Source organism: Hyphomicrobium sp. (genome assembly GCF_035548195.1).
Classification (GTDB): domain Bacteria; phylum Pseudomonadota; class Alphaproteobacteria; order Rhizobiales; family Hyphomicrobiaceae; genus Hyphomicrobium_B.
Genome location: NZ_DASZTY010000034.1, coordinates 59,265 through 74,598, shown reverse-complemented (window position 1 = coordinate 74,598; position 15,334 = coordinate 59,265). Strand labels below are relative to the sequence as shown.

The 15,334-nt window shown below is 57.8% G+C and carries 11 protein-coding genes, 2 tRNA genes and 1 pseudogene; 8 read left to right on the top strand and 6 right to left on the bottom strand.

Annotated elements, in window-relative coordinates:
• Window positions 1-221 precede the first annotated feature (221 nt).
• Genes fdnG through fdhE form a run of 4 tightly spaced genes read left to right on the top strand, consistent with a single transcriptional unit; the run spans window position 222 to window position 5,860 of the window.
• Entirely contained in the window at window positions 222-3,293 is a 3,072-nt protein-coding gene (fdnG, locus tag VHB22_RS13330) for a formate dehydrogenase-N subunit alpha (RefSeq protein WP_325457470.1), read from the top strand.
• A gap of 11 nt (window positions 3,294-3,304) precedes the next feature.
• Window positions 3,305-4,252, top strand: coding sequence for a formate dehydrogenase subunit beta (gene fdxH, locus VHB22_RS13325; RefSeq protein WP_325457469.1), 948 nt, complete (start codon window positions 3,305-3,307; stop codon window positions 4,250-4,252).
• On the top strand, window positions 4,249-4,923 hold the full coding sequence (locus VHB22_RS13320) for a formate dehydrogenase subunit gamma (RefSeq protein WP_325457468.1): 675 nt from the start codon (window positions 4,249-4,251) through the stop codon (window positions 4,921-4,923). The genes fdxH and VHB22_RS13320 overlap by 4 nt, the downstream gene beginning before the upstream one ends.
• 10 nt (window positions 4,924-4,933) lie before the next feature.
• Window positions 4,934-5,860, top strand: coding sequence for a formate dehydrogenase accessory protein FdhE (fdhE, locus tag VHB22_RS13315; protein WP_325457467.1), 927 nt, complete (start codon window positions 4,934-4,936; stop codon window positions 5,858-5,860).
• A 2-nt stretch (window positions 5,861-5,862) separates the two neighbouring features.
• Here the strand turns inward: fdhE and VHB22_RS13310 are convergent, their stop codons facing one another.
• On the bottom strand, window positions 5,863-6,933 hold the full coding sequence (locus VHB22_RS13310; protein WP_325457466.1) for a permease: 1,071 nt from the start codon (window positions 6,931-6,933) through the stop codon (window positions 5,863-5,865).
• Between the two features lie 89 nt (window positions 6,934-7,022).
• On the opposite strand from VHB22_RS13310, the gene selD reads away from it, so the two are divergent.
• Complete coding sequence (selD, locus tag VHB22_RS13305; RefSeq protein WP_325457465.1) at window positions 7,023-8,069, top strand: selenide, water dikinase SelD; 1,047 nt, start codon at window positions 7,023-7,025, stop codon at window positions 8,067-8,069.
• 27 nt (window positions 8,070-8,096) lie between these two features.
• Here selD and VHB22_RS13300 read toward each other — a convergent pair.
• The 4 genes and pseudogenes from VHB22_RS13300 to VHB22_RS13285 form a co-directional block, all read right to left on the bottom strand.
• A tRNA-Sec gene (locus VHB22_RS13300) sits at window positions 8,097-8,192 on the bottom strand.
• Window positions 8,193-8,309: 117 nt separating this feature from the next.
• Window positions 8,310-10,142, bottom strand: a pseudogene (gene selB / locus VHB22_RS13295) (selenocysteine-specific translation elongation factor); the annotation flags it as partial.
• 38 nt (window positions 10,143-10,180) lie between these two features.
• Complete coding sequence (gene selA / locus VHB22_RS13290) at window positions 10,181-11,590, bottom strand: L-seryl-tRNA(Sec) selenium transferase (RefSeq protein ID WP_325457464.1); 1,410 nt, start codon at window positions 11,588-11,590, stop codon at window positions 10,181-10,183.
• A gap of 130 nt (window positions 11,591-11,720) precedes the next feature.
• Window positions 11,721-11,794 (bottom strand) — tRNA-Gly (locus VHB22_RS13285).
• Window positions 11,795-12,007: 213 nt separating this feature from the next.
• On the opposite strand from VHB22_RS13285, the gene VHB22_RS13280 reads away from it, so the two are divergent.
• Entirely contained in the window at window positions 12,008-12,313 is a 306-nt protein-coding gene (locus VHB22_RS13280) for a hypothetical protein (RefSeq protein ID WP_325457463.1), read from the top strand.
• A gap of 60 nt (window positions 12,314-12,373) precedes the next feature.
• On the opposite strand, the gene mscL is transcribed toward VHB22_RS13280, so the two are convergent.
• A complete protein-coding gene (gene mscL / locus VHB22_RS13275) occupies window positions 12,374-12,763 on the bottom strand; it encodes a large-conductance mechanosensitive channel protein MscL (protein ID WP_325457462.1) in 390 nt (129 codons plus the stop codon).
• Window positions 12,764-13,059: 296 nt separating this feature from the next.
• On the opposite strand from mscL, the gene VHB22_RS13270 reads away from it, so the two are divergent.
• Both VHB22_RS13270 and VHB22_RS13265 read left to right on the top strand, forming a co-directional pair.
• Window positions 13,060-13,320, top strand: a complete 261-nt coding sequence (locus tag VHB22_RS13270; protein WP_325457461.1) for a DUF4212 domain-containing protein — start codon at window positions 13,060-13,062, stop codon at window positions 13,318-13,320.
• Window positions 13,321-13,330: 10 nt separating this feature from the next.
• Window positions 13,331-15,166 carry a solute symporter family protein gene (locus VHB22_RS13265; protein ID WP_325457460.1) on the top strand — a complete coding sequence of 612 codons (1,836 nt, stop codon included), beginning with the start codon at window positions 13,331-13,333 and terminating at the stop codon, window positions 15,164-15,166.
• The last annotated feature ends 168 nt before the right edge of the window (window positions 15,167-15,334 follow it).

Below are 15,334 nucleotides of genomic sequence, written 5' to 3'. Positions count from 1 at the left end.
CGGCGGCGGAACGTTGCAACGTGTGGGTATTGTGCAATGAGTGGAACTCTACGGTGACGGTGGAGTTACTAACATTCGTCTTCCGATGTGGCGTGCGCGCTTGGTTTGGGATGCGATTGGAAACGCACGCGCAGGGCTTTGCTATCTATTTGTGTCTTCCGGATTGAGGATATGCGCGTTATTCTGGTGCAACAGACTCGATCATTCGGTAGAGTGTGATCATGCAAATCAGTCGCCGAGGTTTCGTAAAACTCAGTGCGGCGACCCTTGCGGCATCGACGATCGATGCGCTGGGCTTTGGCGGTGCGAGAGAAGCGCTAGCGGCGTCTGTCCGCCCGTTCAAATTGGCGGCCGCTTCCGAAACCAGGAACACGTGCACATATTGCTCGGTCGCGTGCGGCATCCTCATCTATAGCATGGGCGACCGCGCGAAGAATGCGCGCTCCAACATCATCCACATCGAGGGCGATCCCGATCATCCCGTCAATCGCGGCACGCTTTGCCCGAAGGGGTCGGCGCTCCTCGACGTCGTGCACGCGCCGACGCGTCTGCAAGTTCCGAGGTACCGGCCGCCCGGTGGGACTAAATTCGAAGAGGTTACGTGGGACTGGGCGCTCGATCGCATCGCGCGATTAATGAAAGACGATCGAGATAGGAATTTCATCGCGAAGAATAAGCAAGGCACGACGGTCAACAGGTGGATCAGTACCGGCATGCTCGCGGCCTCAGCCTCGTCGAGCGAAACCTCGTATCTCACTTGGAAGGTGGCCCGGTCATTCGGGATGCTGGTCTTCGACAATCAGGCACGTGTCTGACACGGACCGACGGTGGCCAGTCTGGCTCCAACATTCGGTCGCGGTGCAATGACCAACACCTGGCAGGACATCAAGAATGCCAATCTGGTCATCGTCATGGGCGGCAACGCCGCGGAAGCGCATCCGTGCGGCTTCAAGTGGGTCATCGAAGCGAAGATCGAGAACGGCGCGAAGCTTGTCGTGGTCGATCCGCGGTTTACACGCACGGCGTCGGTCGCCGATTATTACGCGCCGATCCGGCCGGGGACCGATATTGCGTTTCTCAACGGCGTCATTCGCTATCTGCTCGAAAAAGATAAGATTCAGCACGAGTATGTGCGCGCCTATACGAACGCCGGACTGATCGTCAAGGAGGGTTACGGTTTCGAGGACGGACTTTTCAGCGGGTACGATCACGAGAGGGGTGACTATGATAAGTCGAGTTGGGACTATGAGCTCGACGACCAGGGTTTCGCCAAGGTCGATGATACCTGGCAGCATCCGCGTTGCGTGATGAGCCTTTTAAAGGCGCACGTCGCTCGCTACACGCAGGAAATGGTCTCGCGGATCTGCGGCACGCCGCGGGACAAGTTTCTGCATATCTGCGAGATGGTCGCTGCGACGGCGGCGCCCGATAAGGCGATGACAAGCCTTTTTGCGCTCGGATGGACGCAGCATTCGGTCGGCTCGCAGAACATCCGCACAATGGCGATGGTTCAGCTTCTGCTCGGCAATATCGGAGTTGCAGGCGGGGGCATGAACGCGCTGCGCGGCCACTCCAACATTCAGGGGCTGACGGACGTCGGGCTGCTGTCGAACCTTATGCCAGGCTACATGACGCTGCCTGTCGATGATGAAGTGACGTTCGATGACTATATGAAATCGCGGCTCTATAAGCCTCTGCGGCCCGGCCAGACGAGCTATTGGTCGAATTACCGGAAGTTTTTTGTGAGCTTCCAAAAGTCGATCTACGGCGATGCTGCGAAGGCTGAAAACAACTGGGCCTACGACTGGCTGCCGAAGCTCGATATTCCGCTGTACGACGTGATCAAAGCCTTCGAGATGATGAATCAGGGCGAGATGACCGGTTACATCTGCCAGGGGTTCAATCCGCAGCAAGCTTTTCCAGATCGCGGGAAGATCCGCCGCGGGCTTTCGAAGCTCAAATTCCTCATTACGATGGATCCTCTCGATACGGAGACATCGCGCTTCTGGGAGAACTTCGGGCCGCAGAATCCGGCCGATTCCATGGCTATTCAGACAGAAGTCTTTCAATTGCCGACGACTTGCTTTGCTGAAGAGGACGGGTCGCTCGTCAACTCTGCACGCTGGCTTCAGTGGCATTGGAAAGCCGCCGACCCGCCCGGGCAAGCCAAGTCCGATATCTGGATCATGTCCGGAATCTTCCATCGCATACGGGAACTCTATCGGAAGGAAGGTGGCGCGTTCCCTGATCCGATCGTGAATCTCACGTGGAATTACACGAATCCAACGGAGCCTGCGACTGCGGAACTTGCGAAGGACATGAATGGGCGTGCGCGCGCCGACCTAACGGATGCCTCCGGCGCGGTCGTGAAGAAGGCGGGGCAGTTGCTTGATGGGTTCGCGCAACTGCGCGACGACGGCACAACGGAATCTGGATGCTGGATCTTCTCGGGATGCTACACTGAGAAAGGCAATCAGATGGCGCGGCGGGATGCTTCCGATCCGCGTGAGCAAGGCATCGCGCCGAACTGGGCCTGGGCTTGGCCTGCGAACCGGCGCATTCTCTATAATCGGGCGAGCGCCGACGTTCAGGGCAATCCATGGAACCCTCGAAAGCCGATTATCCAATGGGACGGCTCGAAATGGGTCGGCGTTGATGTCCCCGATTATGGTGTGACGGTAAAGCCTTCCGACGGCGTCGGTCCCTTCATCATGAACGCCGAGGGTGTTGGGCGACTGTTCGCGCGTGAATTGATGGTTGAGGGACCGTTCCCGGAGCATTACGAGCCGCTCGAATCCCCGGTTGTGAATGTTCTGCATCCGAAGGTCAGCACGAACCCGGTTGTACGCGTGTTTGCAGACGATCGCGCGGCATTCGGATCGCCGTCAGAGTTTCCTTATGTTGCGACCACGTACCGATTGACCGAGCACTTTCATTTTTGGACCAAGCACGCCCTGATCAATGCGATCCTGCAGCCGGAGGAGTTCATCGAGATCGGTGAAGCATTGGCCAAGGAGAAGGGTATCGCCCAAGCAAGCTGGGTTCGGGTCGCTTCGAAGCGCGGTCAAATGATTTGTAAGGCGTACGTGACGAAACGGATCAAGCCACTGACGATAGACGGCAAGACCGCCCACGTCATCGGAGTGCCGTTGCATTGGGGTTTCACCGGACAGGCCAGGAAAGGGTACGGCGCCAACACGTTGACGCCGTCGGTAGGCGACGCCAACACTCAGACGCCGGAATTCAAGGCGTTTCTCGTAAACATCGAACCGAGTAACGGTCCAGAGGTTTGACGGAGCCGTTGATGGCTGATCTGCAATCACAAGACTATATCCGGAGATCGGCGACGACGCTGACGCCACCGTCGGTGCGCAGCTACGAAGATCAGGTTGCGAAACTCATCGATGTGACGCGCTGCATCGGCTGCAAAGCGTGCCAAGCGGCGTGCATGGAATGGAACAACCTTCGAAATCCTGTCGGAACGTTCGAGGGCACCTACGATAATCCTCTGGATCTGGACCCGGCGACGTGGACGCTCATGCGGTTCACGGAATACGAGAACGACAAGGGCGATCTCGAATGGCTGATCCGCAAGGATGGCTGCATGCACTGTGAGGATCCGGGTTGTCTCAAAGCATGTCCGGCGCCCGGTGCGATCGTCCAATACGCGAACGGTATTGTCGATTTCATCAGCGAGAATTGCATCGGCTGCGGTTATTGCGTCAAGGGATGCCCGTTCGATATTCCTCGCATCAGCGCCGTCGATCACAAATCGTACAAATGCACGCTCTGCTCGGACCGGGTGGCCGTCGGGTTAGAGCCTGCATGTGTGAAGGCATGTCCGACCGGCGCGATTCTGTTCGGATCGAAGAAGGATATGACCGATTGGGCAGACGAACGCATCGTCGAACTCAAATCGCGCGGCTTTGAGAATGCCGGGCTTTACGATCCGCCGGGCGTCGGCGGCACGCACGTCATGTATGTTCTGCATCATGCGGACACGCCGTCTATCTATGCCGGGCTGCCGGAAAATCCGAGGATCAGCGCGACCGTCGAATTCTGGAAAGGGCTCATAAAACCAGTCGCGCTCGCCGGAATTGCTGCCTCAGCGATAGCAGGCTTCCTGCATTGGGTGGTCATGGGGCCGAATGAGGTGCAAGTCGAAGACGAACTCGAAGCGCAGGAAGTTCTTGCCTCGGAGCGGAAAAAACGCCGCGCAGACGCGATCGATACTGACGGAGGATCGGCATGACGCGACCGAAGGGAACGCTCATACGAAATCCGACGATTACTCGCATCAATCATTGGATCACGGCGGCTTGTTTCGTTCTGCTGACGCTCTCTGGACTTGCGATGTTCCACCCGTTGCTTTTCTGGCTATCGAACCTGTTCGGGGGTGGTCAGTGGACACGCGCCATTCATCCCTGGATAGGTTTGGTGCTCGTCGTCAGCTATGCGGGCATGATCGTTCAATTCTGGCGCGACAATCTTTGGACAAAGACCGACCTCGAATGGACACTTGCGATCGGTCGCGTGCTTGCCAACGAGGAAGAAAGCGTTCCGGAGGTCGGTCGCTTCAATGCGGGTCAGAAGTTTGTTTTCTGGTCGATGGCGTTGCTCATACCGGTGCTGCTCTTCACGGGAATTCTTATCTGGGACTACTATTTCGAAACGCTGACGTCGGTCGGGACGCAACGCGCCGCGCTACTTATCCATTCACTTGCCGCGATTGCCGCGATTATCATCTGGGTCATCCATGTTTATGCGGCGATCTGGGTCAGAGGCTCGATGCGGGCGATGACGCAAGGCTACGTGACGCCCGGTTGGGCGTGGCGTCATCATCGCAAGTGGTTCCGCGCCCTCGCGGCGACCGGCTCGCCGGGGCCAGAGCCACACGTCGACGACAACAAAACCCGCAAGTGAGAGTGCTTCGATGAAGCAGGGCGGATCACCACCAACCGGCAAGTGGGCCGGCAGTCCGCTCGGGGGCGTTGAGGCGCCTGACCCGATATATTTGCCCGATCCGACATTGAGATTTCTTGCGACGGCCAGCCGTTTTGAATCGCTTGCCAAGGGCCATCCGATGGCAGAGTGGCTTAGGTTCATTGCCGCTGTGTCACGTGCTCAGCACGCTGCGGCGACCTCACTGACGCTTGCAGTTCCGCTCGCCCAGACAGATCTTGAGCAGGCTGTCGAAAATCGTAAGCCGCCTCTCGCACCCACCGAGCAGCTCGATCCTGCTTGGCGCGATGGTTTGGCGATCATGCTCGATAGTTTGGATCACAATGTGACACCGGACGGATCGGCTCGGGCGATAGATGAGCTACGTCGGAACGACGCGAGTGCGATCGAAGCGATCGCCCATGATTTTCTTTGTGAAACCATTGATTCGAGGGAAGCTGTTGCAGCTTTCTACGTCGCGGCTGCCCTTCAAGTTTATTTCACGCTGATGGCGGGATCGTTGCGGGCTAAGGTGCTGCGACTGCTTCCGGAACGCGGCCTTTGTCCATGCTGTGGCTCGACTCCGGTGTCTGGAATTATCACGGCTTCAGGCAAGACGCCGGGAACGCGGTACCTCTATTGCTCGCTCTGCTCGACGGCGTGGAATCATGTTCGAGCGGTATGTATTACGTGCGCGAGTACGGGAGCTCTATCGTTGCGAGGCATCGAAGGGGATTCCGGGGCGGTCAAAGCCGAGGTCTGCGACGACTGTCATACCTACGCAAAGATGCTGTACCAATCCAAGGATTTGAAGGTCGATCCATTTGCCGACGATCTTGCGAGTCTGGGCCTGGACATGATGGTTTCTGATGCCGGCTGGGCGCGTCACGCTCCTAACCCGCTTCTCCTCGCTCGATAGGTTCAGAAGCCCAGGGCGACCGCCAGCAGTCCACCAACAATTCCAAAGACGACGACAGCGGATGCGACGAACATCAGGATCTGCGGCCGGAACGAACGGCCGACCATTGCAAGCGATGGCAGGCTGACGGGCGGTAATGTCATCAGCAACGCTCCGGCTGGGCCTACGCCCATTCCAAGCGACAGCATCGCCTGGACGATCGGCACCTCGCCGGCGGTCGGAATTACAAACAGCATGCCTGCGATCGCAAACGCCACGATCCACCAGACATCGTTTCCGATTTCGGGGCCGATGGTCGGGAAAAGCCAAGCGCGGGCGGCACCGATCACAAGGACGATCACGATATATTCCGGGATCAGGCGGATCGCCATGCGAAAGAAAATATCCAACCAGCGCACAAATATGTTTGCGGCGGTTCTGAGTTCTTCGGATTTGGCGACGAGCTTGACAAGCTCCGCATCCGCTTCAGCGGCCTCTTTTGACGTGACCATCTTATTTACGAGATGGCCGATACCGAACACCATCAAGAGCCCAAGCAAAATGCGCAAAGCCGCCCAGTTCCATCCGAGAACAAAGCCGAGAAAGACGAGCGCCGCCGGATTGAGCACTGTATTGCCGAGCCAGTATGCGATTGCCGCGCCCGGAGAGGCTTGGCGTGCACGCAATCCAACGACAATTGGCGCCGCACAGCATGTGCACATCATGCTTGGGATGGACAACGCGCCAGCAACCACGACGGTGCTAAAACTCGTTTTACCCAGTAAACGTGCTACCCAACCGGCAGGGAGCAGGGCTTGGACGGCGGAGCCCATCAGAAGCCCGAGAACCATCGCCTGCCAGATCGCTTTTCCGTAGGCGAACGCATAGCCGACCGCCGCTTCCAACGATGGGGCAGGGGGCGTGGCGGCCTTTCCCATCAGAATTGAATCGCCAATCGAGTGCTGGGCAGCCGCGACGAAGGATCGATTGTAATAAGGGAACCATTTTACATAAAACAGACCGACGATCGATATCGCGAGGAAGGCCACGACTCCGAGAGCCACGTTGTTGGTTTGCTGCCGGGTAGCGTCCATCGCGTCTCCGCCTTTGCACCAAGACAACCGTAATACTAAGCTATCAAGGGCCCGATCGCGGAGTCATCCTATTTTATGCGGGGCGTTGCATGCCTTTACCGATTCCTCGTTTGACCGATTTGGCACATGGCGGCGGCTGCGGATGCAAACTTGCCCCCTCGGTACTGCAGCAACTTCTTTCAAACCGCTCTTCGGCTGGAGCCTTCGATAAGCTGTTGGTAGGGATAGAAACCGGCGACGATGCCGCCATATGGCAGATCGATGAGGAAAACTGCATCGTGGCGACGACTGATTTCTTCATGCCGATGGTAGATGATCCTCGCGACTTCGGTAGAATTGCCGCCGCGAACGCGATTTCCGATGTGTATGCGATGGGTGGCAGGCCACTATTCGCTCTCGCGATCCTTGGCATGCCGCTCGACAAGCTGCCTGTCGAAACCGTGCGCAAGATTTTAGAAGGCGGAGCTTCGATTTGCGCCGAGGCGGGAATTCCGGTTGCGGGTGGGCACTCGATCGACACGCCCGAACCGATCTACGGCCTCGCGGTTATCGGTTTGACAAAGCCCGCACATGTTCGAAGGAATTCGGGAGCACGTCCGGGCGATGTGCTCATCCTGACGAAGAGCATCGGCGTCGGCGTCTATTCAGCCGCATTCAAGAAGCGCGCTTTGTCGGACGAGGCTTATGCCGAGATGCTATCGTCAGTCACTCTTCTCAACCGCATTGGTGAGACCCTTGCAAAAAACGACGACGTGCACGCCATGACCGATGTCACGGGGTTCGGCCTGTTGGGCCACGCGCTGGAAATGGCGCATGCGCGTGATGTCTCTTTGGATCTCTGCTATGAGCGTGTGCCGTTTTTCGTCGCCGCTGAGACTCTTATTAAGGCCGGTTACAAGACCGGAGCTTCCGCGCGCAATTGGGCAAGCTACGGAAATGACGTCACGTTGCCGCCGGACTTTCCGGACTGGAAAAAATCGCTTCTTACAGATCCGCAAACCTCGGGCGGTCTGCTCGTCGCTTGCGCGCCGGAGCGAGCAGGTGTGCTCTGCGAGCAAATCAAATCGGATGGTTATCCCTGCGCGCGCATCATCGGGTCTGTGTCCGGAGGTCTTCCACAGGTTCAGGTTTCATGACTATCCTTGGCGATTCTTGGAGAGGGGTGGCGGAGGAGGATGGGAGTCGAACCCACCTGGGACAGGCTCGCTGCCCCACTCGGATTTGAAGTCCGAACGCCCCACCGGGGACGGTTCTCCTCCATCGGCCGTGGCGGAGGAAAGCATGAAGCTTCCAAACAAGTCCAGCCGGTGCTCGTTCAGCTCGCGCAGGTCTCCCTTGCGAAGGGTGACGCCGTGCCTGTCGAAGAACTCGAGGATTTGGATCGCGACCTTGCGCCCATTCGAAAGCCGATCGCGCAGATCAGCGGCGGTGAAGCATCCTGTTTCCGAGTTGTGGCACAGATCGAGAGCGGTCGTCAGTATTTCAAGAATGGTCTTGCGCAGAAAGAAATGATCGTGGGCGATTTCATCCGTCCAACCGACTCGTCCGGTGAGTTTTAGCAGCCGTCTGACATCGGCTTCCTCATGGTCGATCATTTTCGCAATGTCGCGCACGCGAGGCGGACGGAACCGCTCGCCGCCCCCGAGAAGCGGCATAATCGTTTGCCACGTCGCTGTGTCTTCCATGCTCAACTGGACTCGATGCGACGCCAAGCGGACGAAGGCGCCATCGAGAACGATGTTGCCATGTTCAGCGATAATTTTGAGGGCGGTGAGGAACGCCGGCTTGGGCAATCTTGGCTGGAGCAATAAACGCAGTTGCTCGCGCCCGATTCCCTGCCGGTCGGGATTGTCAGTGTGGAACGTTCTTAGACGATTCTGCAGTCCGCCGAGGAATGTCTGCCAGGACTCGCGAGAGAGCGCGACGATGCCATCATCTGTGCGCAATGGTACAATCGAGAGCCTGTTGATCAGGCGCTCGATTTGCTCGGCTGAAAGCGCCCGGTCGCGTGCGAAGGCAGTGAGATCTACTGCGTGGGCTGGGACGGCCAATAAACGCGTCAAAGACTTTACGGGATCACTGATTGCGAGCGCAGCGCGTTGGGCTTGCCTTTCCGGCGTGCGTCGTTTCCTTGCCGGAGGACGAAGATCAATGAACGTGCCGCCGCCGATCGTTCGCCGCCCGGACACGTCGCGAATAATAAAGCGGTCGGGCACGGCCGCAGCGATCGGCCTATCGAGAACGAACTGCGCTTCAGCCGTCGCGCCGGGCACTATCGGTTTGTCATCGAGCAATGCGACGTGTGCGCCAATCTCGCATGCGGCGTGATGGAGGCGAACGGGTGACCATTGTCCTAGAGGCTTTTTTTCGTGGGGTAACACGCGGACAATAGCATCGATGCGTTCGGTCGGCGCGTGGATCTCTGGATCGAGCACAACATCGCCGCGATGGATCGAATCTTTCGAGATTTCTGGTCCTGCCAGATTGAGTGCACACCTGTCGCCCGCTCCGCCAGACTCGGCCGGGCTGTTCTGCGCATGTATCGAACGCACGCGCGCCATCAAACCGGATGGGCTCACGCAAACGTCGTCGCCGACGTTGATTCCCCCCGAAAGAACGGTGCCGGTTAAGACCAAACCTGTTCCTTGAAGGATGAACGCTCGGTCGACAGCCAGGCGAAAACGTCCTTCGGGCGAGCGTCGACCGATTTTTCTAGCAGCGTCGACGAGCCGTTGTCGCAGATCGTCGATTCCTTCGCCGCTAACGGCGGAAACAAAAACGATGTCTGCTTTTTCAAGTGTCGTTCCGGAGAGCGCGGTTCGGATTTCGGCTGATACTCGCGCCTGCTGCCCATCCGTTGCGAGGTCGCTTTTTGTGACGACGATGATGCCATTCGAAATTCCCAGAAGATCGATGATCGAAAGGTGTTCGAGTGTCTGAGGTTCGATGCCGTCGTTAGCGGCAACGGTCAACATCGCAAAGTCGATGCCGCTAGCTCCGGCGACCATCGTGCGGACGAAGCGCTCGTGCCCGGGTACGTCGATGAAGCCGAGTGTCCGCCCCTGCGCGGTTCGCAGATAGGCAAAGCCGAGATCGATGGTAATCCCGCGCGCTTTTTCTTCCTTGAGACGGTCGCCTTCAACGCCTGTCAGCGCTCTAACAAGAGCAGTTTTTCCGTGGTCAATGTGTCCAGCTGTGCCGATAATCATGATGGGCTAGGGCGGCTCGGCCCGAGAACGGGTTTTCATTACGGAAAGGCGCCGCAATCGAGCGACGTTAGTGCTGACAGGAACGCGGCTTCATCCGTCAGGCCCCTGACATCGAGAACGAGGCTGCCATTCTCTATTCTGCCGACAATCGGGCGGTCGAGGGTGCGCATCGCCGCCGTGAGTGTGTCAATTGAATTTCCAGATCCCGTCTTCGCCTGGATTCGGACCCCGGCGCTCGGCACCGTTGTCAGTGGCAATGCTCCCGATCCGACTTGGCTTTGGCAATCGCAAACGTCGACGACGAAAGCTGCTCCAAAAAATTCGGATATTTTGACCGCGATGCGTTCAGCCTGGGTCCGGATGTCCGAGTGGGGTCTTGCAATCAGCTTCAATGTGGGAATTCGTTCAGCGAGGCGATCTGGATCTCGATACAACTTCAGCGTCGCTTCGATGGCGGCCAAGCGGACCTTATCGACGCGCAGCGCGCGCTTCATCGGATTATGATTGATCGCCTCGATCCATTTCCGTTTGCCGACAATGAAACCCGCTTGTGGGCCGCCGAGAAGTTTGTCGCCGGAAAAAGTCACGACGTCGGCATATGCAGCAGCCTCACGGACTGTGGGCTCTTTTTCAAGCCCGTAACGAGTCAGCTCCACGAGCGTGCCGGACCCGAGATCGTGCGCCACTGGAACTTCGGCTTGTTTTGCGATGGCTGCAAGGTCGCGCGCGCCGACTTCGGTGGTAAATCCCATGATGCGGTAGTTCGACGTGTGAACCTTCAGAATGATACCGGTATTCGGCGTCAGCGCAGCTTTATAATCGGCAGGATGCGTGCGATTGGTGGTGCCGATTTCGATCAGGCGCACACCGGCGCGCTTCATGATGTCGGGCATGCGAAAGGCGCCGCCGATTTCGATCAATTCGCCGCGCGAGACGATTGCGTCCCGACCCTCGGCAAGCGTGTTCAACGTTAGAAGAACCGCCGCTGCATTGTTGTTGACGACGGTTGCGTCTTCTGCACCTGTCAGATCGCAGAGAAGGGCTTTCACGTGATCGTCGCGTTCGCCGCGTTTGCCGCTTTTCAAATCGAATTCGAGAGCGACGGCGTTGCGCATAGCTTCGGTCGCGGCCGTTATTGCTTCTTCTGCTAGAACTGCGCGGCCGAGATTGGTGTGTAGAATCGTACCCGTCAGGTTGAAGACGGTGCGAAGGGTTGATCTGTCGGCGTCGGTGAGGCGAACAAGAGCTTGTTGCGCAAGACGTTCAGGTGATGGGGCCGACGAAAAACCAGCCTTTAGGGTGGAACGTGCGTGCTCAAGTTCGGAGCGTATGGCGTCCACTGTTGCCCCATGACCGAAGCGCTCTATCAGCATCAACGCTTTGTCGGTCTTGAGCACCGTGTCGACCGACGGCAGATTGCGCAGCCTGGGTGCTATTCGACTTTCCACTGCGGCCTCGGACGCAAAAGCAGGTCAGAGGAGCATACACTGCGCTCCGCCGCCAGCAAGCTCGGAGCTATCCGGCTGCGAATATTGGAGGTCCTTCTAGGTAATGAAGGGCTTTTCGAAAGCCCTGACGTGGAGCGGGCGAAGGGAATCGAACCCTCGTATGCAGCTTGGGAAGCTGCCGTTCTACCATTGAACTACGCCCGCGAGCCGTTCTCGCGACGCGGGTTTTGCCATGTTTCCAGGCTTGGCGCAAACGGACGTTTTAGCTCGCAGGGATATTCGTGTTTTGTCAATTCGGCCACCTAGCCGGGACGGATTTTGCGATAATCGACGTTCAACTTTTGGCCATGCGGCAGCCTTATGATAAGCAATTATGCTTCGCGGCTTTCGGCCCGCTGGGTCGTTGGAGGGGTAGCAATGAAGATGGTAACCCGCTTTGCCCGTTGGGCGATAGTTGCCGTGTCTCTCTTCGGGAGCGGTGCGGCCTTTGCGGATGAAACGAATTCCAAAACGGCCCAGCATGGGGCGGTCGCGACAAATTCATTATCACCGGATGCGTTAGGGCGCGATCCGCTGCTCCAGCAGCCGGCGAGCGATGATCTTTTCTCCCGCGTCGATGCGCTTGAGGCATCCCGTGCAACTGTCGAGCAGAAATCCAAGCCGCCGATCAGTCTGAGCATCAGCGGCTGGGTGGATCAGCAGGTAACGTACACACATCAGTAAAAAAAATCTGCCGGGCGTGCTCTCGGCAAGCTCCGGCAGACGTGCCGTTACGTATATGAACTATTTTCTGCTCGCCAGAAGGTCTCGAATTTCTTTCAGATAAATTTCGGACTGCGGCGGCGACGGGGGGGCTTCGGCGGCCTTCGGCTTTTTCATGTGATTAATCGCCTTGACGAGCAGGAAGATCGCGAACGCGGTGATCAGGAACTTGATTACGGCATTGAGGAATATGCCATATTTGATCAAAACCGGATTTGTAGGTGTCGGAATTTCTACGGCAAGCTTGGAGAAATCTATCCCCGCGAGAACGTAGCCGATCGGAGGCATGATAATGTTGTCGACGAGGGTTGCGACGATCGGGGCAAATGCGGCGCCCATGATCACGCCGATGGCGAGATCGACGACATTACCGCGCATCGCGAATTCTTTGAATTCGTCTACTATTTTCATTGCTGTCGTCCTTTCCCGCGTATCTGGGTTCGGCAAGTTTCGTGCGTCAAGGGCATCCTAGCCTCTCAGTCAGGTCTGGTGTGCTATTTAGATTGACAGTTGCTCAAGGTTGCGCCGTCAGAAATTTCCTCCATGCCTTCGCTCGAATCACGCCTCAATCTTAGGCAATGAGACTTTGAGCAGCAACGAGTAGCCGGTCCGAGTGTCGGCCCTCATTGGACAAACGGCCAAGACACCGGCCATAGTCGGGCTTGGTCGCGGGCATGGCGGCAGTCGGAGCCGATCGGGGGACGGAAATGATCGAACGGAAAGAGCGCAAACCGTATTGGCGACACACGAAATGGCAGGTGCTCGCCAGCCTCATTCCATTCTTTGCCATCGTCATGGTCTTGCCGCTCTATGCCGATCAGTTGAATACCAACCGGTTCCTTGGTTTTCCGCTGGGATATTTTCTCGCCGCCCACGGTTTTTTTGCGATCGCCGTCGTGACGGTCGCGAGCTACGTCAACCGGCAGAACGCCATCGACCATTGGCACGGCGCTCACGAAGATACGTGAGGGCGCCATCATGATGTTTGGCGCGCGCGCGAGGGTCGTCAACCCGCGTCTCGGAACATACTTCAGCATTTTCGCCGCGCTCTTTACGGCGCTTTTTTTGCTTGTTCTGATTTTCGAGCAGCTGAGCCTTAGAGAGTCGCTTTTACGCCTTGCCTTCTTTGCCGGGCCGATCTTGATCTATGCAGCCATCGGATTAGCAGTCGGTTCTAACGACGCGCTCAATTATTTCGCCGCCGGCCGGCGCGTGCCTGCGGCTTACAACGGTCTGCTGCTTGCGGCTACGGCGCTCGGTGCGACGTTTGTCGTCGCCGGAACCGGTGCCTTTTTCTTCGCGGGCTTCGACGCGCTCGTTCTGCTGATCGGAACGCTTACGGGGTTCGTCGTGATGGCGATCACGCTTGCTCCGTTCTATCGGAAGTTCGGCGCGTTTACGGTTCCGAGCTATCTCGGCCGGCGTTTCGAAAGCAAGCCGCTGCGGATGATATCTGCTGCGGTTGTCGCCGTTCCGATGCTTCTCGTCCTTTCGGCGGAGCTTCGCATGGGATCGAGCGTCGCTTCGCGGCTTATCGCGCTCAATCCCAACCTTATCGTTTGCGTGCTTGCTCTGAGCGTTGCGATTACGATCGCGCCGGGCGGCAAGCGCTCGTTCACGTGGGCCGGCGTCGCGCAGTCGCTCGCGCTCTTTCTTGCTGTACTTGGCGTTGCCACAACAGTCAGCGTCATCGTCACCAGTTTGCCGATACCGCAGCTCGCGAATGGACCGATTGCACGAAGCCTCGTTCGAAACGAGGTCAACGAAGGGCTTCAGCTCGTCAATGTCTGGCCGTTGGCGTTCGATTTGCCAGGAGAGGGATTTGCCGCGCTAGCCAAGCCGTACAGTCAACCGTTTGGCGCGGTCGGTATTCTTGGTTTCGGGCTCGCCATTCTGGCGATCGCATCGGGCATCAGCACCGCGCCCTGGCTTTTGCCGCGCGTTGCCACATCTCCCAGCGTCTACGAGGCCCGCAAGGCTCTTGGCTGGGCAACGGTGTTTTCCGGGTTAATACTTCTGACCGTTTCGTCGATTGCGATCTTCATGCGGGACTTCGCGCTCGACGCGGTCATGAGCGAACGTCTGGGACCGCTGCCGAAATGGCTCTATGACGCTGCGACGGCTCACCTCGTCAGCTTCGATCAGACGGCGACCCGGCTGGCGTTCAACGGTCTCAAATTTGATCGTGACGGTGTGCTTTTTGCGCTGCCGGTTGCGACGGGGCTGCCGAAGGCTTTCGACTATTTACTTTTCGCCGGCGCTCTTGCCGCTGCCCTTGTCACGGCGGGTGCAACGATGGTCTCGCTCGCAGCCGTTCTTGGCGAAGACGTCGTTCAGGGAATGTCATGGGAACCCGCACGGGCCGAGACGCGGGTGTGGCTGACGCGCGGCTTTATCGGCATCGTTGCCATTTGCGGTGCGTCATTGACGCTTGTGGCGCCGACCGATCCCCTGCGGCTGGTTTTATGGGCGTTATCCTTGACCGGCGCGAGTCTTTTTCCCGTTATGGTATTGTCGATCTGGTGGAAGCGGCTGACAGCCAACGGCGCCATCTTTGGGGTCGTTTCCGGGTTTATTGCAGCCTCGCTCGCGATACTTATGAGCGAAGTCGGGCTGATTACGACCCCAAGCGCGATTTCCGGAATCCTCGCGTTGCCGATTTCGTGGGCCATGGCGATCGCAGTCAGTTTACTCCGGCCAGAGATGACGCGCCATACGCTGGAAATCGTACGTGATATTCGAGTCCCGGGCGGAGAAATCATCTACGATCGGGAGATGCAGCGTCTGCAGCTTCGTAAGCATGCGCGGACTTGACGGTTGCGAACTTCCGCACGATGCTGACTGCGGACTTGCTTTGATCTCTTAGCAAACCATTTATTCTCGTAAGATATCGCGCGCGATGCAGCCGCTTGCAGGCGTCACGCAGTCGGCCTTGAGGCGACGGCCGCTCGCCTTATAGAGGGCGTTGTCGAAAGCGGAGTG